Below are 23,827 nucleotides of genomic sequence, written 5' to 3' on the forward strand. Positions count from 1 at the left end.
TGATCATGCATTTGCCGATTTCGTCACCGTTGAGCGCTGTGTGGATCGCTTTGGCTAGCGGTGCGCTATGCGCGGCCATACTCGCGTTTCTGCTGAAGAGCGGACTCGCATGGCGGCTTGCCACGGACATCCCAAACGAGCGCTCGCTTCATGTACGGCCGACGCCGCGCGTCGGAGGCTGGGGTCTTATGCCTGTCGCAGTATTGGCTATTCTGCTTCTGGCGCCATCGCTGTGGCTGATCGCGCTTGGCGCGGCATTTCTTGCCGCCGTTTCCCAGATCGATGACCGCCGCGGACTTCCTGCGCGCGTGCGCTTTGCTGCGCATTTCCTGGCCGTTTTGGCTCTGATCGTTGTCTACCCCGCTCCGGTTCCGTGGTGGTGCCTGGCGGGTTTGGCGTTTTTGATGCTGTGGCTGGTCAACTTATACAATTTCATGGACGGTGCCGACGGCCTCGCCGGCGGAATGGCGCTGTTCGGTTTCGGTGCGTATGCAGTTGCTGCGCTCAGCGGGCCAGCTCCGATGCCCGAACTCGGCTGGGTTTGCGCGGCAGTCGCGGGCGCCGCGGCGGGATTTCTGTTGTTTAATTTTCATCCGGCGAAGATTTTTTTGGGTGATGCTGGGTCGATTCCCGCCGGCTTTCTCGCCGGCGCGCTAGGCTATTGGGGCTGGCGTGGCGGCGCGTGGCCGATCTGGTTCCCGGCACTGGTGTTCTCGCCGTTCATCGCGGACGCATCGGTCACGCTGATCCGCCGGCTCTTGCGCGGTGAGAAGTTTTGGCAGGCACACCGCGAACACTACTATCAGCGCATGGTGCGCATCGGGACCGGTCACGCAGTAACGGCTTTGACGTGGTATCTGGTAATGTTTGCCGGCACGGTAATTGCTGTTTGGACACTGAATCGCCCCGCGACTGTGCAATGGGGGATCGTTGTAGGTTGGGCTGCCGTACTCGTCGTTATTGGCGCAGCAATTGATGCGCGCTGGCGCAGTTTTCAGACCCTAAGCAGAAAACCAGAGGTTGACGCTGATGCTTCGCAATAAAGCCTCCTGGCTCTCGTTCAGCGCCTTTCTGTTCGACATTGGCGCAGTGGCCGCCGCTTGGCTCACGGCCTACCTTCTACGCTTTAACGCGACCGTTCCGCCCGAGTTCTGGCACGGTGCGGTGAACACGCTGATCTGGGTGCTACCCGTCTACGCGGTGATGTTCCGCATATTCGGCCTGTATCGCGGCATGTGGGTCTTCGCGAGCCTGCCGGATCTCATGCGTATCTCGAAAGCGATCATTGCGGCTGCGTTGATCGTCATGATCGGCTCGGTCATGCTGCAGCCCACACCGATCATTCCGCGCTCGGTGTTGATCGTTTCACCGCTCCTGGTGTTTTTTGTCATGGGCGGTTCGCGGGCGCTCTATCGCGCGACCAAGGAGTTCTATCTCTATGGCGGTCTCGTCGCGCAGGGCAAGCCCGTAATCGTCATTGGCGCAGGCGGCGCAGGTGCGAGTCTCGCGCGCGAGCTATCGCGATCCCCAGAGTGGCGCCTCGTTGGCCTGCTCGACGACGATGCCGCGAAGCAACGGCGCGAAATCTACGGCTACAAGGTCTTGGGTCCGATCGATGACATCGCGCATTGGGCTCAAGCGTTACGCTGCGAATTCGCCATCATTGCCATTCCGTCGGCTTCGGCCGAAGTGCAGCGGCGTGTCGCCACCCAATGCGTTCGTGCAGGTGTGAAGGCGCTGATGCTGCCGTCGTTGACCGACCTCCTGCCCGGTCAGGGTTTTCTTTCGCAGGTGCGCAACATCGACCTCGAAGATCTGCTCGGCCGCGACGCGGTCAACATCGATACACCGCACGTCGAGGCGCTGCTGAGCCGTCGGGTGGTCATGGTTACGGGCGCTGGGGGCTCGATCGGCTCCGAACTGTGCCGGCAGATTCTGCGTTTCGCGCCTGCACAACTTGTCGCGCTCGATGTGTCTGAATACGCGATGTACCGGCTCACCGAGGAAATCCGCGAACGCTTTCCCGAGCTATCCGTGGTGCCTATCGTCGGCGATGCGAAGGATGCGCTGCTGCTTGACCAGGTCATGTCGCGCTACACGCCTCATATAGTCTTCCACGCCGCCGCGTACAAGCACGTTCCGCTGATGGAAGAACTCAACGCGTGGCAGGCGATCCGCAACAACGTGCTGGGCACGTACCGCGTGGCGCGTGCGGCGATCAAGCATCAGGTCAGGCATTTCGTGCTCATCTCGACTGACAAGGCAGTCAATCCAACCAATGTGATGGGCGCAAGCAAGCGCCTCGCGGAGATGGCCTGCCAAGCGCTGCAGCAGAGCAGCGAGCGCACGCAGTTTGAGACCGTGCGCTTCGGTAATGTGCTCGGCAGTGCGGGCAGCGTGATTCCGAAATTTCAGCAGCAGATCGCGAAGGGCGGTCCGGTGACCGTTACGCATCCGGAAGTTACGCGTTTCTTCATGACGATCCCCGAGGCATCGCAACTCGTGCTGCAGGCGTCAAGCATGGGGCGCGGCGGCGAGATTTTCATTCTTGACATGGGTGAACCGGTCAAGATCGTCAACCTCGCGAGAGACTTGATCCGCCTCTATGGCTACTCGGAAGAACAGATTCGCGTGGTTTTCACTGGGCTGCGGCCCGGCGAAAAGCTCTACGAAGAACTGCTCGCCGACGACGAAACCACGACGCGCACTCCGCACCCCAAGCTGCGTACGGCGAAGGCGCGCGAAGTGCCCGACAATCTGCTGGACGAATTGCTGCCGTGGCTTATGCAGCACCGCGTGCCCGGCGACGATGAAGTACGGCGCGACCTACGTCGCTGGGTGCCCGAGTACCAGCCGTCGACCGCCCCCAAACTACAGAGCGTGGGTGGCAGTTCGGTGCGTATTGCTGGCTAACGGGGCGTGAGGGCAGAGCTTGCGCATTAGTCGTTAATCGCTTTACGCTCAGCGCTGCGTCGTGTGCGGTTGTGCGCGCGAAGCCGCCTTCCCGGATGGCGTCCAGGTCAAAACGGCGCACACACACCAGATAGTCAACAATCTCGTCGACGCAACAACGTTCGATGCTGCTGCTCTGTAAACGCAATGTGAGTTCGGGGTGGAGCGGCGGATGAGAGGGAGAGCCGATGCTGGCGAATTGCGGAATTCCCCCGCGCCGCGCGCGACGATACTGTCGCTTCGGGTTGCGCTGCTCGCAAATGGCGAGTGGCGTGTCCGCAAAATCCTCAAGAAAATTATTTGCCGCCGCCAATGCGCCTCACATTGGCTCGGTGCTCGGGGTCGAGTGGAGTGGCCGTCGTTACGACAACGAAGCCTTGCTTGCACAAGGGCGCCGAGACGTGCGCGACTCGCCGAAGATTTTCAGTGCGTTCACCATCACTGAATCCAAGGTCCGAGTAGAGCCCGGTTCGGAGCAATGTCTCCATCAAGCACGCTCCCGTGACGATGAAATATTTGCATTCGAGTGACGAGAGCACGCGCTATCGTTGACTTGCCCACAACAGATATGCCCGTGAGCCAGATGACGATGCCAGCGGATTATTCTTGTTCCACAGCTTATGTCCCGCAAGATTGCGCACGGCTTTCTGTTAACGCGCGCAGGAAGCCTCGGTCATAAATATAGAACACCCAGGCGGTGTTACAGATGGGTGCGGCATGCAGCGCAAGCAGGTGCGCAGAGGGCGCGGGCGCAAGCAGCATTTCGGATGAGCGAAGAGTTGCGGAAAGCGGGGGCGTCGTTGTCGTGGAATGTGATATAAACTTTGGCGGCACGTATTTTGGCAGGTGGGCTTCGTGAACCGGCTCGGCACACCGGTGCGCTGCGGCCGCGGGCCGCTCATTTTTCCAGGCTTGCAATTGTCCTGGCGTATCGGGGCGCTAGCTGCGGTGCGCGGGCACAGGCTCCAGGATCCGTTGTGCGCCAACGGGCCCGACCGGCAGCAACTCAACGTGGCCGCTGGCAGACTCAGTGACTTCAATGCGACAGGCCCTATGCGTGCACAAGGTGATAAACCGCTACAGAGTCGCGAGGCACTTCGATCTTGCCGTAGGCAGAAAACAAACGAATCAGCTGACACATGTCGGGTGTTTAGGGCACTAGAGCCACTCGCCCGAACTCTGCTGGAATTCGGGTTAACGGATGGTTTGCTACAGTCCGTGCAGAATGCTCCGCATCGCCCTATTTGCACACTTGAGGAATAGAATTCTGTGAAATCGGCAATCATTACTGGAATTACCGGTCAGGACGGCGCATATCTTGCCGAACAGCTTCTGGAGAAGGGCTACGTCGTCTACGGCACTTATCGCCGGACAAGTTCGGTAAACTTTTGGCGTATCGAAGAACTTGGCGTCGCCGGCCATCGGAATTTGCACCTTGTCGAACACGACCTGCAGGACGCGGGTAGTTCTATTCGGCTGATCGAACGTGCGCAGCCCGACGAGGTCTACAATCTCGCCGCGCAAAGCTTCGTTGGCGTGTCGTTCGAGCAGCCGGCGCTTACCGCACAGGCGACGGGCGTCGGCGCGCTGAATCTGCTGGAGGCGCTACGTATCGTCAGTCCTAAGGCTCGTTTCTATCAAGCCAGCACGTCCGAGATGTTCGGTAAGGTGCAGGCCATTCCCCAGATCGAGTCGACCCCGTTCTACCCGCGTAGCCCGTATGGTGTCGCGAAGCTCTATGCGCACTGGATCACGGTGAACTACCGTGAGAGCTACGACATCTTTGCGTCAAGCGGTATCCTCTTCAACCACGAGTCGCCGCTTCGCGGTCGCGAGTTCGTGACGCGCAAGATCACCGATTCGCTTGCGAAGATCCGTCTTGGCAAGCTAGATGTTCTCGAACTCGGCAATCTCGACGCGCGCCGCGACTGGGGCTACGCAAAGGAATACGTCGACGGCATGTGGCGCATGTTACAAGCCGAGCGCCCTGATACCTATGTGCTTGCCACCAACCGCACGGAAACAGTGCGCGATTTCGTCAACGCGGCGGCGAAGTGTCTTGACTTTGAGATTGAATGGGAGGGCCGCGCTGAGAATGAAATAGGCCGAGATCCCAGAAGCGGCAAGACGATCGTGCGCGTGAATCCGGCGTTCTATCGACCGGCTGAGGTCGATCTCCTGATCGGCGATCCGCAAAAGGCTCGCGAAGAGCTTGGATGGGCGCCGAAGACCCCTCTCGAAGAATTGTGCAAGATGATGGTCGAAGCTGACGTCGCGCGCAACAAGAGGGGGATGTCGTTCTGATGGCTTCAGTCCTGATTACAGGGGGCGAGGGCTTTACGGGGCGTTATGTTGCGGGAGCACTGCGCGCTCGCGGTCATAAGGTCTCGAGTCTCGTACGTCGCTGTGACGTTCCCGAGCCGGATGTGTACGCCTGTGATCTGCTGGACCGCGCACGGCTCGAAGAAGTGGTTGGGCGTGTGCGGCCCGACTGGGTCGTACATCTCGCCGCCATCGCGTTTGTCGGACACGGCAATGCAGGTGAGATCTACGAGACAAATGTTGTAGGGTCACGCAATCTGCTTGAGGCGCTCGCGAAATCCGAAAAGAAGCCCTCTGCGGTACTGCTTGCAAGTAGTGCGAACATTTATGGTGCCGGTCCACTAGGCCTGCCTATCCCGGAGACGGCACCGTATCATCCGGCGAACGACTACGCAGTGAGCAAGGTCGCGTTCGAGTACATGGCGCAGCTTTGGATGGATCGTTTGCCGATCATCATTGTGCGTCCGTTTAACTACATTGGTGTTGGCCAGTCGCCTAGCTTTCTCGTTGCGAAAATGGCGGATCACTTCCGTCGGCGTGCTCCGGCCATCGAACTGGGCAATCGGGACGTGGCTCGCGACTTCTCAGATGTGCGCTGGGTGGCTGACGTGTATTGCAGGCTGCTCGAAAAGGCGCCTGTCGGCGAAGTGTTCAATGTGTGTTCTGGCCATGCGGTCACCCTCACGCACGTGCTGCAGACGATGTCCACGATCACCGGTCACGATATCGAAGCGCGGACCAATCCTAACTTTGTGCGTGCGCACGAAGTGAAATCGCAGTGCGGCGATAACCGGAAGCTGTTGAGCATGATCGGACAGCTCGACGCGCCGACACTCTACGACACCTTGCAGTGGATGTTGTCCGATAGCGGCGCCGCCTGAAGGCGGCAGGCAGGGCGGATTCTGCCCGCTACCGATGCATCGTGCTGAGCGAGCACGCACGCGTCATTCTCTGCAGCCGGGCCGGATCCAAAATCAGCGCGGCTGCGTTCAGACTTACTTAAACCCCCGCGGATTCCTCTCCTGCCAGCGCCAGTGGTCCACGCACATGCGCGCGATCCCGAACTCTGCCTTCCAGCCGATGACGTTCTCCGCCGCAACCGGATTTGCATAGCACTCGGCAATATCGCCGGGCCGGCGCGCCACGATCTCATAAAGCACGGGCCGCCCTGACGCCTGTTCGAACGCCCTCACGAGTTCGAGCACGCTATAGCCGTGCCCGGTGCCGAGATTCACGACAAAGCCTTCACCGCGCGAAGCGAGCGCATCGATCGCCTTGAGGTGGCCCTTGGCCAGATCAACCACGTGAATGTAGTCGCGCACGCCCGTACCATCCGGTGTCGGATAGTCGCCCCCGAAAACGCGCAGCTTCTCGAGCTTACCGACCGCCACTTGCGCGACATACGGCATCAGATTGTTCGGGATGCCGGCTGGATCTTCGCCGATCAAGCCGCTCTCATGCGCGCCCACCGGATTGAAATAACGCAGCACGGCGATGCGCCACGACGGGTCCGAGATCTCGACATCGCGCAGGATCTGCTCTGCGATGAGTTTTGACTGACCGTACGGATTCGTCGCGGAAAGCGGAAACGATTCGTCAATGGGCGAGCGCTCGGGCACGCCATACACGGTTGCCGATGAACTGAACACGAACTGCTTGACACCGTGCTGGCGCATCACATCGAGCACGACCAGTAGACCGTCCACGTTGTTGCGATAATACTCGATGGGCTTTGCGACCGACTCGCCCACGGCCTTTAGTGCCGCGAAATGGATCACGCCGGTGACGCTGTGCGCCTCGAAGATGCGCGAAAGGGCGGCCGCGTCGCGCACATCGGCTTCATAGAACGCGACCGGCTTGCCCGTGATCTGCTCGACGCGCTTGAGCGATTCGCTTCGGCTGTTCACGAGATTGTCGACGGCGACCACGTCATAGCCGTCATTGAGCAGTTCGACGCAGGTGTGCGAGCCGATGTAGCCCGCGCCGCCGGTGACGAGGATGGTGCCCTTTGAATTCGTCGCAGTCATGCCGTGTTCATTCCCGAGAAATCAAGTTTCGATCAAAATGTCGACCCGGTGATTTCCCGGATCAGTTCCCGATAGCGTTGTACCACAACGCGTTCGTCGAATTCTTTCTCTATTTTTTTCCGGCCGCGCCCGGCCATGGCGGCGCGAGCCGCGTCGCCGAGGTCGAGCATACGCGCGAGGCTGGTGGCCAGCGAGGCCGGGTTGCGTGCCTGGCAGAGCAGCCCATTTTCGCCATCGGCGACGACTTCGCGACACCCGGGCACGTCAGTGGCCACGATCGGCCGCCCCATAGCGCTGGCCTCCATCAGCGTGCGTGGCACGCCTTCGCGATAAGAGGGTAGGACCACACAATTGGCATCAGCGATATAAGGCCGTACGTCGGCCGTCTCGCCAAGGTATTCGATCACACCTTCGCGTTCCCACGCTGCGACCTCGTCACGCGAGATGGCGCTCGGGTTGTCCACACCCACCGGGCCGAGCAACTGAAAGCGCGCGTGAGGATAGCGCACGCGCAGTGCGCGGGCGGCCTCGACATATTCGCCTACGCCTTTGTCCCACAGCAGTCGGCCAATCAAAACGAAGGCAAATTCGGCGCGCGCGGGCAGCGGAGTGAACGGGAAGTCCTCGAGATCGACGCCTTCGCCGTGAAGCAGCCTTGCGCGCTCGGGATGCACGAGGAGGTTGCCGTCCATGAAGGCGGCCTCGTCGTCGCGATTGAGGAACCAGACTTCGCGCGGAAATCGGAACGCAAAGCGGTAGAGTCGTTTGGCGACCTCGGCAGCGCGGCTCTTCCGAATGAAGACGTAGCCAAGGCCCGTCGTTACAGCCACGGATGGCACGCGCGCAAGCCACGCTGCAATCGAGCCGTAGATGTTGGGCTTGATCGTGTAGTGGAAGACGACGTCGGGCTTGAGCGCGCGGTAGTGCTTGAAGAGCGCGAGGAGCGTGCGCAAGTCGTCGAGCGGGTTCGTTCCTTTCGAGGCCACCGGCAGTTCGATGCACCGACAGCCCATTTGTTCGAGCGGCTCAAAGGTGCGGTCGCGCGGCGCGATCACGGTGACTCGCGCGCCGCTTTGGGTCAGCGCGCGCAGGAAACCGCGACGGTAGGTGTAGATCGCCCAGGCGGTATTGCAGACGAGGGTGATGTGGAGGGGCTTCGTGCGCCGGGCGGCGTAAGCAGCCGCCGCAGCGGTTTCATTCGTTCTCACGTGGATAGCTGATAGTGCTGATCTGGTTGCGGTGGGTGAACCCGAAAAGGCAGAAGTTTACCGGGGAAAGGCCGGACAGGGCATGTTTCGCCCGTGGGTAGACTCGGCTGGCGCCGATCCGAGGGCGCAAATCGGCAGCGCCAACTCATGTGAGCTTTTCGTCGACGGCGGAGGCTAGCGCATGTTCGAGCACAGCGGGGCTCCAGATGCTCGATGGAGATCCGGCCGCGCCGATCGTCTGCGAGGGAGGCAGTCGTTGAAACGCGATAGCATTGAGATATTGTCTAGCCGGCGAAGTCAGAACCGCGGCTAAGATGAACCTGAAGTGCGGCGAACGGCCATGCACTCGCATCGCCCACGAGCCGACGACCGTGCGAGGACGGCGACGCGTCTGCAATCGAACTGCTGTGTGTCGATTCAAGTTCCGATGGCGTTGGAGACACACGGATGGCTACACGGAATGTTAACCCAACCTCAAGTAATTCGGTTTTTGGCCGTGAACGAGAAGTAGAAGGTCAAACGTTTGCGTGTTGGCCGCTTGGGCCTGTTCGGTGCCAATTCGATGTCGATCCGGATTTGTCAGGTTGGCGACCGGCCTACTGCGATTCAATGTGCATCGGAGACTCACTTGGTGATCTCCTCCGGCTTTGGCCGCGCGAATCAGGCTCTCCAGGGAGATTCTCGAAGCTCAGGCAAGCCATAAACGCATCAACCGCTTGTGAAGCGTCATCCGGTGGCTCGAGGATCACCCGCGTTGCTCAGTGACCGTCTGACATTGAAAGGCGGCGAGGTGGTGCAATTCATAAGCAATGCGTAAGAACTCAGAACATGGTGTCGCGCAACAACTTGACTACGACCGGAGTATCCGCTTGGCGTTGTTGACTCTGAGGGGAAATTGATGAGAACAAAAAATAGCCGACTGGTGTACGCGGACGGGAATCAGGTGCTGGCAGCGATGGACCGGCGCGGGTTCATCCGTTTAGGCGCGTGCGCCGCCGTATCGATGCTGGCCGGGTGTGGCGGCGGCAGTTCGGGATCGCAAGCCGCAACGACGCCCGACCAGTCGAGTACGCTGCCAGCTGGCGTTCCGATGACGCTGAGCGTGCAGCAAGCCATGCCCAATACTGCAACGCTCGATGCGAGTTTTGCGAGCTTGAGCTACGAAAAAGGCCATATCAATACTTCGCCGGGCGTCTACTTCGGTCCGGGCAATACGAATCTGATTGGACTGCTCAATGCACTCGGTGCAGGGATGCTGCGCATCGGCGGGAACACCGTCGATCGCAACACGTGGACGCCCGCGGGAGTAGGGCAAACCAAAGGACAGGTCTCTCGCATCGATGTTGCGAACTTCGCGAAGTTCATCAAGCGGTGCCCCAGGTGGAAAGTGATCTACGGCATTAATTTCGCTGGCGCGCGCGGCTCGACGAGTTCGCCATCGCTCGCGGCCGATGAAGCCGCGTACGTTGCGCAGCAGCTCGGCGGCCAGTTGCTTGCCTTCGAGATAGGCAACGAGCCCGATCAATACGGCGACAGCAGGACGCCGAATCTCAGCGGGATAACCTACGATATCTTTCTTAACGGGGGTACTGTCGCGCAGGGCACGATTTCGGGCTGGAACCAGTTTGCGCAGGCCATCGCGAACGCTGTCAATGGCGCCGTGTTCAGCGGACCGGCGGCTTCGAGCGGCACGTCAGGCTGGGCCGAATCGTTCGCGGTGAGCGAGACCGGGAAGATCGCGCTGGTGACTGAGCATTATTACATCAGCAACTACAGCAGTGCAGCGCCGACGATCGCCGGCATGCTGAACTACCCTGATACGAGCCTCGTCGCCGAGCTGCAGAAATTGCAGTCTGTCTCGCAGCAGGCCGGGATTCCGTTCAGGATCGACGAGGCTAATTCGTACTTCAGCAGCGCCCTTCCCGCGGGCGTGAGCAATGTGTTTGCAAGTGCGTTGTGGGCGGTCGATTTCATTTTCACGCATGCTCAGTACGGTGCAAGCGGCTTGAATTTCCACAACAACGGATCAATCGACAGCTATGCCGTGATTGGCGATGCGCAGGGCGTCGTCACCGCGGTGCAGCCTCTTTACTATGCGCTGATGTTCTTTTCGCAGATATTCGCGGACGGTGCGAGCGGACAGCTTTTGACGACGGCGCTCAGTGCGAGTGATGTGGCGGTAAGCGCATTCGCGGTTGCGACGGGTAGCGGCGCCACCTATGTCGTCGTCAACAACAAGGATTCGGACAATGGAGCGAACGTGACCATCCAGCTTGACGCGTCGGCATCGCGGGCTACCGTGATGACACTGGCTTCGTCGGGGGCGAACGCAGCCGATCAACTGGCCAATCCGGGCATCTATAACAGCGGAGCAGGAATCACGTTTGGCGGGCAGGCGGTGGCGTTAGACGGCGCATGGCAAGGAACACCGCAGCAAACGCTCGACGTGACGGATCAGCGTGTGACCGTGCATGTGGCACCGGTCAGTGCGGCATTGATTCGCATTCGGTAGCTGGCGCGACCCGTCATACAGTCTCTCCGCGGCGTCAGCGGTATCGGCAACCCGGTGACTACCCGGCTTCCGGCCGCATATGGTTTGTCGACTACTGCCTGGTGCCGCGGTTTTGGTACGTCCTTAACCGGGGCTTGGCACCGAACTCACGGCCAGTGCAGAACCATAGCTGCACGTGCGGGCTCATGACAGAAGGAGGATCGTCTCTATGAATGCGCTGTTGGACTGGTTCGCTGCGGCAAGGTGGCGCATGTCGCTGTCTCACTGCCTTGAGGGATTGCTCGTCCAGGTGCCGGTCGGCCTGCTGTTCAACTTTCGAATTGGAGCGCTTGCCGTAATCGTCTGGTATTGGTCGCGTAAGAAACTTGAGAGTGAGCTCGAAACCCTGGACGCTGAGGAATCGCTCGCTTTCGAGTCGCACGCTTATACCTGGGCGATCGGCTGGTTCCCTTGGGACTGGGATGCCTACAAAGTGCTCGATCTGGTGCTGCCGGCCCTGTCCGCGATTCTGACCGCGATGGCCACACGCGGTTACATAGGGCCGCTATCCGCGTTCTAATCTGGTGTGTCGCTGCGAGTATCGCGCGACAGCCCTTGGCAAGCGCTGTTTTTCCAGGCGCTTGTGAAGGGAATGTGCTCTTCGGCCATCACGCGCTCTTTTTGCTCACAAGCCCATGCAAGCCCACGGCACGCACGGAGGCAGTCGCACTATCCGTGAGTGTGCAATCCAACAACTATGGCGCCCAATCCTAAATGCGAAACTTGGGTTGCTGTATCGTGACCGACCTCGCGCTTGAAGAGCACGAGGATTGCGGTGTTACAAATGAGTGCTTTTTGCCGTGGTACTGCGTGGCGAGGCGTGTGGCGTGGCGATCGTTGTAGGGGCAACGAGGACATTCGCGAAGGAAGAGCCACACTGTCACAGTGTCAGCGGAAAGCGGGGGTAGCGAACACCGTTTGTCCTTGCCACATCGATACCGCTTGTGAGCAAAGCTGACGACGGGTGCCCCATGCGAGGCGCCTGCGCTTTGACCTTGACACCTTTGTGCTGCCCGGCCGCTGTCCTGGCCGATGTACGACGCGTGCCAGAGGCGTAACAGCGTGACGCCCCGAATAAATGCGAGGTTCGCGCACTATTACTGTCGAAGGACTGGATGGCGCAGTTAATAGAATGGATTGCATCATGTCTTAATCGGCAAGCAATTGCGTATTGGTGAATGCGGCGAATTAGTGCGGGATTCGAGTCATTTATCGGAAGTAAAACGTTTGCGGAGATGATTTGATCAGACAAAATGTCGATGCGATTTTAAGGATGTTCTAGCTGCTTATGCCAGGCGCATTACCGATTGCTTTCGAATTCTTACGTGTAAACGCCGGCAAGTTTCGGGGATGGACGCTTTGCCTCGATTCATTACGCATACATTTCTGCGTTGGGTGATCTCAGGTCTAGGTGATCGATCTGGCCCTTAACGTAGTTGGCCGCAAAATGGCTTGTAATGGCCCGTAATTGTTCGCTGTTGCGAAGCTGCCACTTTCTTACCGAAGTAATGAAGTTTGTAATGGCATGAAAGAAATGTCTTACGGTATGATTGCGCCGACTCGCCACGAGCTTACTGTTTCCTACTTGTTGCAAGCTTCGGTTCCTACGACTTTAGCCGTGGGGCATTGCACGGGTCCTTTTCAGGTTTGATTGGTGACCGCTCGCGCATTGATTGCGCGCGTGGATTTCGCGTCTTCGTGGTTTAAGACGCGTGAGCAATTGTTAGCGGTAGCAGCAAACGGTCTCTCGTCGCGTGATTTCAATAGCGGTCAGCGGATGTTAATCCACGCGCGACTGCTAAAAAGAGAAACAAGAAACTCCATTCATAGGCCATGGCAAAGCAAATTTGCCTGCAATCGGGGAGGTAGGGTGAGTGCAAGTGGGCCGCGTGTAATCGTTATCACTGGTGCTAGCGCCGGTCTCGGGCGCGCGCTGGCCTTGTGCTACTCCGCCCCTGGTATCACGCTGGGATTGACCGGAAGAAACGTTGAGCGCCTTGAAGCCGTTGCATCGGAGTGCCGCGCGCGCGGCGCCGAAGTTGTGGCGGGCTGCATGGACGTCCGCGATGCAGTGGCGGTTCAGTCGTGGATTCAGGATCTCGACGCGCGACACCCGATCGACTTGCTGATCGCAAACGCTGGCGTTGCCAGCACGCTCCGCTCATCTGACGACTGGGAAGGCGCTGGACGCACTGCCGAAGTTGTCGATATCAATCTCTACGGCGCCTTGCATACGGTGCTGCCCGCTATCGAACGCATGCGTACGCGTCGCCGTGGCCAGATCGCGATTGTCAGTTCGCTCGCCGGGTTGCGGGGGATGGCGATCTCGCCGGCTTATTGCGTGAGCAAGGCAGCGCTCGTGGCCTACTGCGACTCTGTGCGTCCGGTTCTCGCGCGCGACCATGTCGGTATTTCGGTCGTGATGCCGGGTTTCGTGCGCACGGCGATGAGCGACGTCTTCCCTGGCAACAAGCCCTTCATGTGGAGTGCCGAAAAGGCCGCCTCGTTTATCAAGAAGCGCCTCGCGCGGCGTCGAGTCGAAATCGCTTTCCCGTTCAGCTTGACACTTGGGCTCAAGTTGTTGCGTCTGCTGCCGGCCGCTATCGCCGACACAATCCTCGGTTTCCTGTTTCAAGTCCCTCGCCGGAATATGTGAAGTGCTGCTCGGTTTTGCAATCGCGGCCGGCATGGTCGCAAGTTCCTTCGTCGTTGAAGCGATCGCTGTCACCAGATCGTCGCTCCGTCGTCCAGCAGATGCGCTGACGCTGCATGTGGCGGCGCTTGCTGTCGTGGCGGCGGTTTGCCTCGCGCTGACGGGGCGGCCATTGTTTTCAGCGGGTGTCGCGCTCGTGCTGATGGTCTTGCTCGCTGTCGTCGGCAACGCCAAACATGCATCGTTGCGCGAGCCACTAGTTTTTAGCGACTTGAGCCTTTTCAGTCAGGCGCTCTCCCATCCACGTCTGTATTTGCCGTTTCTCGGTGTCGGCAAACTCACCGTCGTGCTCCTCGGCATTGCGGTTGCAGCGGCGGCGTTCATCGCCGAGAGCCCTGTGGCAATCGCGCAGCGAGGCGTCGCGGCTATCGTTGCGTTGCTGGCTTTGCCCGTGTGTTGCTCGCTCTCTCACCGGTTGCCGCTCACGCTGCACCCATTCTCGGATCAACGTCGATTCGGGTTTTTCGCCGCATTCGTGGCTTATTTGATCAACGGGTTGAGCAGCGCGCAACGGCGCGCATTCGCTCGCGCCATGCGTGCAAGTCCATTTGCGGTGGGTCGTCCCGACGTCCGTCCCGATGTCATCGTCATTCAGAGCGAATCGTATTTCGACGCCCGCCGGCTGGGCGAGTTTGTGTCTCGCGCGCCCTACGTGCATTTCGATCGCGTGAAGCGTGAGTCGTTCGAGCAAGGCCAATTGACGGTGCCGGCGTGGGGCGCGAATACGATGCGCAGCGAATTCGCGATGCTCACAGGCTTGACATCGTCCGAACTGGGCTACGCGCGCTTTTATCCATATATGTTCGTGCGCCGGGCGTGCGCGTCGCTGGCGGGTTATTTCAGCCGCGGTGGCTATCGCACGATGGCCGTGCATCCCTATCACGCGAGCTTTTTCGGCCGCCGCCGGGCGTTCCAGCATATGCATTTCGAACGCTTCTTCGACATCAAGAATTTCGAGAGTGCGTCTCGTGTGGGCCCCTACGTTGGGGATCTCGCGGTGGCAGAGAAGATCATCGATGTCCTGCCGGACCGTGATGAAAGACCGGTGTTCGCCTTTGCGATCACGATGGAAAACCACGGCCCGTTGCACCTGGAGACGGTCTCACAGGGGGAGGCGCGATCGCGGCACACGCTGGGAGACGACGCGCCCTGGCGCGACCTGACCGCCTACCTCCGGCATGTGGAAAACGCGGACGCGATGATCGGCCGGTTGACCGATCATTTGCGCGAAAGCGGCCGCCCGACTGTCGTGTGCTTTTATGGTGACCACGTTCCTGCGTTGAGTTCCGTATTCGATGCGCTCGCAACGGAACCAGTCCGCAGTGACTACTTTATTTGGCGCAACTTCGGGAACGATCTCGGCAAGCGGCGAGACGTCAGCGTCGAGACGCTCGGCTCCACGATACAACGCGCGATGATGCACGCGAATGGCGTTGACACCGATACGCGGAACGATTTGCAGCAGATGCCGGCATGAAGATGGAAAGGAAAATCGCAATTGTCGGGATGGCATGTCGCTTTCCCGGCGGAGTTCAAGGGCCCGAAGACTTCTGGCAACTGCTCTGTGACGAGCGCGACGCCGTGACGGCCGTGCCGTCCGAGCGTTTCGGCACGGCGTTCTACCAGCACCCGAACAAAAAAGAGCCGGGCAAGAGCTATACGTTCTCAGCGGGCGTGCTCGACGACGTGGCTGGTTTCGATGCCGCGTTCTTCGGCATTTCGCCGCGCGAGGCGACCCAGATGGATCCGCAGCAGCGCCTGCTGCTCGAACTCGCGTGGGAAGCGTTCGAGGACGCCGGTGTGCGTCCGGCCGAGATGCGCGGGCGCGACTGCGGCGTCTACGTCGGCGTCGCGAGCATGGACTACGGCAACCGCAGCATGGACGACCTGAACTGGATCGATCCGTACTCGGCCACGGGCAACACGCTCAGCATCGCTTCCAATCGCGTTTCCTATCTGTTCGATCTGCGCGGTCCGAGCATGTCGGTCGATACCGCGTGCTCCTCTTCGATCGTCGCGCTGCATCAGGCGGTGCAAGCGCTGCAGTCTGGCGAGACCGAAATGGCGCTTGCGGGCGGCGTCAACCTGCTGCTGCATCCGTTCACTTTCGTGAGCTTCGCGAAGGCGTCGATGCTGTCGCCGCGTGGCCGCTGCCGCGCGTTCGACGCGACCGGCGACGGCTACGTGCGCTCCGAAGGTGGTGCGTTCGTGCTGCTCAAGCCGCTCGATCGCGCACTCGCGGACGGCGACACGATTCACGCGGTCATCGCCGGTTCGGGTGTGAACTCCGACGGTCATTCGCACGGCGGCATCAGCGTGCCGACGACAGCGATGCAGGCCGAGCTGCTGCGCACGGTTTACCGCCGCGCGGGCGTCGATCCGCGCTCGCTCGCTTATCTGGAAGCGCACGGCACTGGAACCGCGGTTGGCGATCCGATCGAGGCGCGCGCGCTGATCGAGGCTGTCGCAGGCGGCCGCCCCTCTGACGATCCGCTGCTGATCGGCTCGGTCAAGACTAACATCGGCCACCTCGAAACCGCCTCGGGCATGGCGGGCCTCTTCAAGGCGATTCTTTGCCTGAAGCACGGTGCGGTGCCGCGCTCGCTTCATTTCGAAACGCCGAACCCAGCCATCGATTTCGAAGGCGGCCGCCTGCGCGTCGTCGACCGCTTCACGCCGCTTGCGCGCCGAGATGGCGCGCCGTTGACGGTCGGCGTCAATTCGTTCGGCTTCGGCGGCACCAACGCGCACGTTGTGCTCGCGGAAGTGGCACACGCAGCCGCACCCCCGGCGTCGCTTGAGGCAGTCAAGGCCAACGCGGCATTGCCACCGCTCGTGCTCACGGCGCGCTCGCCGGCAGCGATTGCTGCGCTCGCCGCGCGCTATCTTGCGCGTCTCGACGAAGGTGTCGAGTGGGCCGCGCTCGCGGCCAGCGCTGCACGACGTCGTCAATGGCTGGAAAAGCGCGTGGTAATCGCGCCGCCTGATTCGCACGCAGGCCATGCTGCTCTCGAGTTGATCGCGGATTCGTCCGATCAGGCGCTGCCCGCATACGTCGCGCGCGGCGAAGCCGTGGAGTCGGGCGCCCAGGTGGCGTTCGTCTACGCGGGCAACGGCTGCCAGTGGGCCGGCATGGGCAAGCAGCTTTACGCGGAAGACAAAGTATTCCGAGCCGCGCTCGACGAAGTCGATGCGCTGTGGTGCGCCGACGGCAGCGACTCGCTCGTTGCTGTGCTGTGCGCCGGTGCGAGCGCCGAATGGCTCGCCGCTACGGAGAACGCGCAGCCATTGCTGTTCGCGATCCAGGTCGGCATCACGCGCGCGCTCGAAGCGCGCGGCATCGGCTTCGACGCGGCGGTTGGACACAGCGTCGGCGAAATCGCGGCCGCGTGGGCATCGGGTGCGCTGACGCTCGCCGAAGCCGTGCGCGTGATCCGCATTCGCAGTGCGGCGCAGGGTCTCACGCGCGGCACCGGCAAGATGGCCGCCGCCGGCATCGGCGAATCTGAAGCGCGAGAGTTGATCGCGCGACTTGGGCTTACCGCGGTGGTCGAAGTGGCCGGCACCAACAGCCCCGAAGCCGTCACGCTCGCAGGTTCCTCCGAAGGGCTTGCGGCGATTGGCGCTTCGCTCGACGCGAACGGCAGCTTCTTCCAGATCCTCGATCTCGATTACGCGTTCCACAGCAGCCGCATGGACGAAATCGAGCCCGTCGTACGCGTCGGTCTCGCCGATCTTGCGCCGCGCGAAGGTGCGAAGCGCTACGTCTCGACCGTCACTGGCAGCACGCTTTCCGGTGTTGCACTCGATGCAGGTTACTGGTGGCGCAACATCCGCGAGCCGGTGCGCTTCCACGAAGCGGTCGCGGGTCTCGTCGAGACGGGCGTGCGCGTGTTCATCGAAATCGCGCCGCACTCGATCCTGCGCCACTACGTCAAGCAGACGCTCACGAGCCTGAAGCTCGCCGGCGCCGTCGTGCCCACGCTCAAGCGTCATCACGACAGCGCGGAGATGCTCGAACATTCGATGCTCTTGGCCGTCGCGCACGGCGCTGCTGTCGATCTCGACCGTTTCGTGCCGCTCGCGTCGCCGGTGTCAAACATTGCGTTGCCGACCTATCCCTGGCAGCGCGAGCGCCACTGGCAGAAGGCGACCGCCGAGGGCTACAACCTCGTGAACCGCCGCGTCGATCATCCGCTGCTCGGCTACCGTCTGCACGAACACGCGTTCGCGTGGGAAAACCAGCTGGATCCGCAGCGCGTGCCGATGCTCGCCGATCACGTCGTCGACGGTGGCGTCGCGTTTCCGGGCGCGGGCTACGTTGAGATGGCGCTGGCTGCGGCGCGCGTGTTTTTCCGCACATCGGACGTTGCGCTGGAGAACGTCGAGATTCGCATGCCGGTCGTGTTCCAGCCGCAGCACGCGAAGCTGTTCCGCTTCGTGATCGACGCACGCACCGCGTCGTTTACGATCGAAACGCGCGAACGGATGAGCGACGGTCCGTGGAACCTCAACGTGACGGGCCGCCTGCTCGAAAGCGGCAGCACGCTCGACGCCCAGAGTGTGGCTGATGAGTCAGTACTGGCACGCCTCGAAGCGAGTCCCGCGATGCGCGGCGACGCGCTCTACGCTAGCGCCGCCGCGATCGGCTTGAGCTACGGCCCGGCGTTCCGCTGGGTGCGCACGGTTCAGGTCCAGGGCGACGACGCGCTCGCCGACTTCGAAGCGCCGCAAGCGCTTAGCGGCGCGCAGGCACTGTCCGGCTGGCTGCTGCATCCCGCGCTGATGGACAGCGGCTTTCATCCGCTCTTCGCGATTCTCGGCCAGTCGGGTGCAGCGTCCGACGACGCGCGCGCGGCTTTCGTGCCGGTGCAGATTGGCCGCGTCGATTTCCTGCGCGGCGACTCGGTGCGCCGCGTGCTCGCGCGCGTGCAGCGTCGCAGTCCACATTCGCTCGTCGCGTCGTTCGAATTCCTTGACGCCAACAATGCAATCGTCGCGCGTCTTTCTGCGTGCCGTTTCCGTCGCGTCGACCTGACGAGCCGCCGCCACGCCGCGCCGGCGCGTTTCGCTTACGCGCTCGAGGCGCGGCCGTTGCCTGGCGACTTCACGGCCGCCGCGTTGCCTGCGCCGGCTGCGCTCGTCGAGCGTGCGAGCGCTCGCCTCGCGTTACAGGAAGACGGCGCGCAACGCGCGCGTCATTTGACCGAAACGCTGCCGCTGCTCGATGTGCTCGCGGGCTTGCACGCGCTGAACGCACTCGATGCGCTCGATGCGTTTGCGCAGCCGAAGCTGCCGGCCCTGGTGAATGGTGCGCATGCGCCGCTTCTCGCACGCCTCGCTCAGATCGTCGTGGAAGACGGTCTTGCGCGTTTCGAGGGTGAACGTCTCGTGCGTGACGACGCGGCGTGCACGGCGATGCCCGCGCACGATGCACTGTGGCGGGACGTGCTGGCGGCGTCACCGGGCCACGTCGCCGAATTGACGCTGCTGGCTCACGTTGGTGCTGCGCTGCCTCGTGTGCTCCGCGAAGCGACAACCGGCGTCGCCGCGACCGCGCTGCTCTCGCCGACCGGGCGGAGCCTCGTCGAGCAGTTCTTCGACGCCTCGCCCACGTGGGCTCATGCGCGCGCGATGCTCGCCGCCTGCGTAAAGGAAGCGCTTGCAACCTGGCCGGGGGCGCGCCGCCTGCGCGTGCTGGAGATTGGGGCGACGAGCGGCGAAGTGCTGCAACCGCTCGACATCGACGTGCCGGCCTCGCAGTGCGAGCACGTACTGGCGGGCATGTATCAGCAACTCGCCGCGCTCGACGGGCAAGCGCATGCTCATGTGCAGACGCTGCTGCTCGGCGAAAACGAGCCGCTTTTCGCGCATTGCCGTGACGCCGCGCCGTTCGACGTGATCGTCGTCAACCGTATGATTGGCGAGCAGACCGATCCGCTCGCCGCGCTGCAAGCGATCGCCGAACGGCTCGCTCCTGGCGGCCTCGTCGTGCTCGCCGATGCGCACCGTAGTCGTTTCGCAGACATCGTGTTTGGCGTAGCGGGTCACGAGGCTGCCGCGCAGGCTTATGGCGCTCTCTCGCCGGCCGCGCTCCAGTCGCTTTGCGAACGCGCTGGCCTGCAGGACGTTGCCCGCCATACAGAGCAGGGCCTTGATCTCGAAGGCGCGCCGACACTGATCGTCGCGCGCAAGCCGTCCGCCATCCCGCAGACGCAGACCAGTGGGGCCGATGCGCAGCCCTGGCTGATCGTGCAGGACGGCGACGATGCGTTCGGTACCGCACTCGCGCAAGAACTTGCTCGTCTGGGCTGCCAGATCGAATCGGTGCCCGCGCGTGAGGCGGCCGCATGGCTCGAACGCAAGAATACGCAAGCGCAGATGGTGTTCCTCGCGCCGCTTGCGCCGCTCGCTGACGCCAGCGGTGCCGACGTCATGCGCGCGCAGCAGGGTGGTGCGCTTGCGCTCGCGTCGCTCGTGCGCGAAATCGATGCCGCACGCGCCGTCGCACAAGCGCGCCTGTGCGTGGTGACGCGTGGCGGTGCGCCGTTCGGTCTTGGGGCGGGCGCCGCTCAGCCCGAGCAGGCGACGCTGTGGGGTCTTGGCCGCGTGATGGCGAACGAGTATCCGGCGCTTGCGCTGCGCCTGATCGACGTCGCGTCGGCGAACGGCGAGGCCGTCACGCTACTGGCGCACGCGCTCACGCACGACGACGGCGAGGAAGAAGTGCTGCTTGCGGCACAAGGCCGCTACGTGCCGCGCATGCTGCCGGCGCAAACGGCCGAACGACAGACGTCGCGCGACGAATCCGCGCTTGAACCGCAGGCCGGAACCGCGCCTGCCGTGCTGGCCTTCGACATGCCCGGCTCGCTGCGCAACCTCGAATGGTTCGCGTTGCCCGCGCGCGAGCTGAATCCCGGTGAAGTCGAGATCGCGCCAATGGCGACCGGTCTGAACTTCCGCGACGTCATGTATTCGATGGGGTTGCTTTCCGACGAGGCGGTCGAGACCGGTTTCGCGGGCGCGACGATCGGCATGGAACTCTCGGGCCGCATCGTGCGCGTTGGCGCGGGCGTTGAAGGGCTGACGCCCGGCGACGCGGTGCTCGGCTTCGCGCCTGCTTCGTTCGCGACGCGCGTGGTCACGCGTGCGAGCGCGATCGCACGCAAGCCCGAGGCCCTCTCTTTCGAAGAAGCTGCCACGATTCCCACCACGTTCTTCACGGCGTACTACGCGCTGTGCGAACTCGCGCGGCTGCGCCGCGGCGAACGCGTGCTCGTGCACGGCGGCGCGGGCGGCGTCGGCATCGCGGCGATCCAGATCGCCCGTCATCTCGGCGCGGAAGTGTTCGCCACGGCGGGCGGCGCAGAGAAGCGCGAGTTCGTGCGCCTGCTCGGCGCCGATCGCGTGTTCGACTCGCGCAGTCTTGCATTCGCCGACGACGTGCGCGGCTGCACGAACGGCGAGGGCGTCGATATCGTGCTGAACTCGCTCGCTGGCGAAGCGATGGTGCGCGGCATTGACACGCTGCGCCCGTTCGGCCGCTTCCTCGAACTCGGCAAGCGCGACTTCTATGAGAACAGCCAGATCGGCCTGCGGCCGTTCCGCAACAACATCAGCTATTTCGGCATCGACGCCGACCAGCTCATGGGCGTGCTGCCCGAACTCACCACGCGTCTCTTCGAGGAAGTGATGACGCTCTTCGCGAGCGGCGTGCTGCATCCGTTGCCGTATCGCGCATTCCCGGCCGCGCGCGCCGAAGAGGCGTTCCGCTACATGCAGCAGGCGCGTCAGATCGGCAAGGTGCTCGTCACGTATCCGTCTGGTACGCCTGCGCCCACGCGCGGTGTCGTGCAGCCTGCGCTGAGTCTTGATCCGCAGGCAGCGTACTTGATCGTCGGCGGTACGGGCGGTCTTGGGTACGCGAGTGCGCGCTGGATGATCGCACGCGGCGCACGTCACATTACGCTTGCGAGCCGGGGCGGCAAGCTCGATGTGGCGAAGCAGCAGGAACTCGAACGCTGGCGCGCCGAGCATGGTGCCACCGTGACGGTGGTGTCGTGCGACGTGACTGACGCGGCGGGGCTCGACCGTCTCGTTGAGACCATCGAAGCGCGCGGCACGCCGCTCAAAGGCGTTTTGCACTCGGCAATGCGCATCGACGACGGTCTGCTGAGCAACATCGACGACGCTCGCATGGCCATCGTGTTCGAACCGAAGGTTGCGGGCGCATGGAACCTGCACCGCGCGACGCGGCACTGCGCGCTCGACTTCTTCGTGCTGTACTCGTCGGCTACGACCTATCTCGGCAATCCGGGCCAGGGCGCGTACGTGGCGGCCAACGCATTCCTCGAAGCGCTCGTTGCACATCGTCGGGCGGCGGGACTGCACGCCGCCTTCATGGCGTGGGGGCCGATCGAGGACGTGGGATTCCTTGCGCGCAACAGCGTGACGCGCGAGGCGCTGCAGGCGCGCATCGGCGGCGCGTCGATCACCTCCGGCGAGGCGATGGCGGCGCTCGAACGCGCGCTTGCGAACGGCGTGACCGGCGAGGCCGTGGTGCGTCTGGACTGGGCGGCGATCTCGCGCGGCATGCCCGCTGCGCAGGCACGCCGCTACATGGCGCTACGAGGCGGCGGCGCGGCCGAGACGGCGAACGAGGATGGCGCGCTGCTGGAACAACTCCGCGTGTTGCCGAAGGCCGAAGCGGTCGCGCTGGTCGAGACCGCGCTGCGCGGGCACATCGCGCGCATTCTGCACATGTCACCGGAAAGCATTGCACTCGACCGCTCGGTGCTCGACCTCGGTATGGACTCGCTGATGGGCATGGAGCTCGGGATGGCGGTCGAGGAATCGTTCGGCGTGAAGCTGTCGATCATGGCGATTGCCGAAGGCGCGACCGTGCATACGCTCGCGCTGCGTATCGTCGACATGATCGATAAAGACGGCGAAGGAGCGGAAGGAGGGTCGCGCGCGGCGGATGATGTGAACGAGGAAGTCGCGGCGCTGGCCGCGCGCCACGCGCTCGACGAGAGCGAGGTGCGTGCGTTTGTTGAGCGCAACAGAAACAACGATCAGGATCAACAGGGAGACGAGGCATGTCCGTCGACGCCGGCATTTGCGGAGTGAAGCTGCCTGCGGGTTGGCAGGCGAGCGAGGGCACGCTGGCGCGCACGCTTGAACTGTCGGGGCACGGCCTGCACACCGGGCGGCGCGTGAACGTGCGCATTCTGCCGGTCGAAGCAACTGCGACTGCTGGCGAGCGGCACGGTATCGTGTTTCGCCGTATGCGCGAAGGGCGGGAACTCGGCACGGTGGCTGCGAATCCGGCGCTGCGCCAGGGTCAGCCTCTCTGCACGATGCTGCGCGCGAATGATGGTCTCGGCGTGCGCACAGTCGAGCATCTGCTCGCTTCGCTGCTCGCTTGCGAGATCGATCACGCGGTCGTCGAACTCGACGCCGAAGAGGTGCCGATTCTCGATGGCAGCGCGCAGCCCTGGATTGACGCGATCAAGGCGTGCGGGCGCACCGCGCTCCCGCAGCCGAAGCGCTTCTTGCGCGTGCTCAAGGCAGTGAGTGTTGTTGACGGCGAGGGTGCGGCACGTCGCGAGATGCGCGTCGAGCCGGCCGATGACTACGCTTTCAGCGTGCATAACAACGACCTCAAGGGTTTCGGCGATATGGAATGGCACGGCCGCATGACGCCGCGCGCTTTTGCCGAGGAAATTGCGTCATCGCGGTCCTACGGCCAGATCAAGTGGGCCGTGCCCGCGATCGTCGTGGGCTATCTGCGCGGCGTGCCGATCCTGCGCGGCGCGCGGACGTCGTGTACGGCGTCGATCGTCGGCAAGCGTGTGGTGGGCGGCCTGCGCCAGCCCGACGAGTTCGTGCGCCATCGCGTGCTCGATCTGGTCGGTGATCTCGCGCTCGCGGGAGCGCCGCTGCTTGCCCACGTCACCGCGCGGAGGCCGACGCATGAAATGAATTACCGGCTGCTCGCCGCGCTGCTGGGCACGCCCGGCGCGTATGAGTGGGTCGAGGCGTACGCGTAATA

At 62.5% G+C, this 23,827-nt stretch carries 14 protein-coding genes and 1 pseudogene; 10 read left to right on the top strand and 5 right to left on the bottom strand.

The window, feature by feature from the left end; genetic code table 11:
- The first annotated feature begins 5 nt into the window (after window positions 1-5).
- Both L0U83_RS03105 and L0U83_RS03110 read left to right on the top strand, forming a co-directional pair.
- Window positions 6-1,043 (top strand): MraY family glycosyltransferase, encoded by a 1,038-nt coding sequence (locus L0U83_RS03105; protein ID WP_233883653.1) that lies wholly within the window; start codon window positions 6-8, stop codon window positions 1,041-1,043.
- The gene (locus L0U83_RS03110) at window positions 1,030-2,913 is read left to right on the top strand and encodes a polysaccharide biosynthesis protein (protein ID WP_233880412.1); all 1,884 of its coding nucleotides are present in this window, start codon (window positions 1,030-1,032) and stop codon (window positions 2,911-2,913) included. Before L0U83_RS03105 ends, L0U83_RS03110 begins: the two co-directional genes overlap by 14 nt.
- A gap of 244 nt (window positions 2,914-3,157) precedes the next feature.
- On the opposite strand, the pseudogene L0U83_RS40785 reads toward L0U83_RS03110, so the two are convergent.
- The 3 genes and pseudogenes from L0U83_RS40785 to L0U83_RS40795 form a co-directional block, all read right to left on the bottom strand.
- Window positions 3,158-3,265: pseudogene (locus tag L0U83_RS40785) on the bottom strand (adenylyl-sulfate kinase); the annotation flags it as partial.
- Complete coding sequence (locus L0U83_RS40790) at window positions 3,249-3,440, bottom strand: adenylyl-sulfate kinase (protein WP_373320968.1); 192 nt, start codon at window positions 3,438-3,440, stop codon at window positions 3,249-3,251. The pseudogene L0U83_RS40785 and the gene L0U83_RS40790, both read right to left, overlap by 17 nt.
- Window positions 3,391-3,513, bottom strand: coding sequence for a hypothetical protein (locus L0U83_RS40795; RefSeq protein ID WP_373320969.1), 123 nt, complete (start codon window positions 3,511-3,513; stop codon window positions 3,391-3,393). Before L0U83_RS40795 ends, L0U83_RS40790 begins: the two co-directional genes overlap by 50 nt.
- Before the next feature lie 708 nt (window positions 3,514-4,221).
- On the opposite strand from L0U83_RS40795, the gene gmd reads away from it, so the two are divergent.
- Together gmd and L0U83_RS03125 are read left to right on the top strand one after the other, a co-directional pair.
- On the top strand, window positions 4,222-5,256 hold the full coding sequence (gene gmd / locus L0U83_RS03120) for a GDP-mannose 4,6-dehydratase (protein WP_233880416.1): 1,035 nt from the start codon (window positions 4,222-4,224) through the stop codon (window positions 5,254-5,256).
- Window positions 5,256-6,155: an NAD-dependent epimerase/dehydratase family protein gene (locus tag L0U83_RS03125; RefSeq protein ID WP_233880418.1), complete on the top strand. Its 900-nt coding sequence runs from the start codon at window positions 5,256-5,258 to the stop codon at window positions 6,153-6,155. The genes gmd and L0U83_RS03125 overlap by 1 nt, the downstream gene beginning before the upstream one ends.
- 114 nt (window positions 6,156-6,269) lie before the next feature.
- Here L0U83_RS03125 and galE read toward each other — a convergent pair whose 3' ends face one another.
- Both galE and L0U83_RS03135 read right to left on the bottom strand, forming a co-directional pair.
- Entirely contained in the window at window positions 6,270-7,301 is a 1,032-nt protein-coding gene (gene galE / locus L0U83_RS03130; protein ID WP_233880420.1) for a UDP-glucose 4-epimerase GalE, read from the bottom strand.
- Window positions 7,302-7,333: 32 nt separating this feature from the next.
- Window positions 7,334-8,446 (bottom strand): glycosyltransferase family 4 protein, encoded by a 1,113-nt coding sequence (locus L0U83_RS03135; RefSeq protein WP_233883655.1) that lies wholly within the window; start codon window positions 8,444-8,446, stop codon window positions 7,334-7,336.
- Between the two features lie 961 nt (window positions 8,447-9,407).
- On the opposite strand from L0U83_RS03135, the gene L0U83_RS03140 reads away from it, so the two are divergent.
- The 6 genes from L0U83_RS03140 (at window position 9,408) to L0U83_RS03165 (ending at window position 23,825) form a co-directional block, all read left to right on the top strand.
- A complete protein-coding gene (locus L0U83_RS03140) occupies window positions 9,408-11,021 on the top strand; it encodes a glycosyl hydrolase family 79 C-terminal domain-containing protein (protein WP_233880421.1) in 1,614 nt (537 codons plus the stop codon).
- Window positions 11,022-11,229: 208 nt separating this feature from the next.
- A complete protein-coding gene (locus L0U83_RS03145) occupies window positions 11,230-11,580 on the top strand; it encodes a hypothetical protein (protein WP_233880426.1) in 351 nt (116 codons plus the stop codon).
- A gap of 1,350 nt (window positions 11,581-12,930) precedes the next feature.
- A complete protein-coding gene (locus L0U83_RS03150) occupies window positions 12,931-13,716 on the top strand; it encodes an SDR family NAD(P)-dependent oxidoreductase (RefSeq protein WP_233883658.1) in 786 nt (261 codons plus the stop codon).
- A gap of 472 nt (window positions 13,717-14,188) precedes the next feature.
- Complete coding sequence (locus tag L0U83_RS03155) at window positions 14,189-15,250, top strand: LTA synthase family protein (protein ID WP_308445016.1); 1,062 nt, start codon at window positions 14,189-14,191, stop codon at window positions 15,248-15,250.
- A gap of 2 nt (window positions 15,251-15,252) precedes the next feature.
- Window positions 15,253-22,902 (top strand): type I polyketide synthase, encoded by a 7,650-nt coding sequence (locus tag L0U83_RS03160; protein ID WP_233883666.1) that lies wholly within the window; start codon window positions 15,253-15,255, stop codon window positions 22,900-22,902.
- Window positions 22,899-23,825 (top strand): UDP-3-O-acyl N-acetylglycosamine deacetylase, encoded by a 927-nt coding sequence (locus L0U83_RS03165; RefSeq protein ID WP_233883668.1) that lies wholly within the window; start codon window positions 22,899-22,901, stop codon window positions 23,823-23,825. The genes L0U83_RS03160 and L0U83_RS03165 overlap by 4 nt, the downstream gene beginning before the upstream one ends.
- Window positions 23,826-23,827: the final 2 nt, after the last annotated feature.

The organism is Paraburkholderia flagellata (assembly GCF_021390645.1).
Classification (GTDB): domain Bacteria; phylum Pseudomonadota; class Gammaproteobacteria; order Burkholderiales; family Burkholderiaceae; genus Paraburkholderia; species Paraburkholderia flagellata.

What these genes read in the sequence shown, in the direction of transcription:
- L0U83_RS03105 (WP_233883653.1), top strand. Translation starts at nt 6, where the DNA reads ATGCATTTGCCGATTTCGTCACCGTTGAGCGCTGTGTGGATCGCTTTG.
- L0U83_RS03110 (WP_233880412.1), top strand. Translation starts at nt 1,030, where the DNA reads ATGCTTCGCAATAAAGCCTCCTGGCTCTCGTTCAGCGCCTTTCTGTTC.
- L0U83_RS40790 (WP_373320968.1), bottom strand. Translation starts at nt 3,440, where the DNA reads ATGGAGACATTGCTCCGAACCGGGCTCTACTCGGACCTTGGATTCAGT.
- L0U83_RS03125 (WP_233880418.1), top strand. Translation starts at nt 5,256, where the DNA reads ATGGCTTCAGTCCTGATTACAGGGGGCGAGGGCTTTACGGGGCGTTAT.
- galE (WP_233880420.1), bottom strand. Translation starts at nt 7,301, where the DNA reads ATGACTGCGACGAATTCAAAGGGCACCATCCTCGTCACCGGCGGCGCG.
- L0U83_RS03140 (WP_233880421.1), top strand. Translation starts at nt 9,408, where the DNA reads ATGAGAACAAAAAATAGCCGACTGGTGTACGCGGACGGGAATCAGGTG.
- L0U83_RS03145 (WP_233880426.1), top strand. Translation starts at nt 11,230, where the DNA reads ATGAATGCGCTGTTGGACTGGTTCGCTGCGGCAAGGTGGCGCATGTCG.
- L0U83_RS03160 (WP_233883666.1), top strand. Translation starts at nt 15,253, where the DNA reads ATGGAAAGGAAAATCGCAATTGTCGGGATGGCATGTCGCTTTCCCGGC.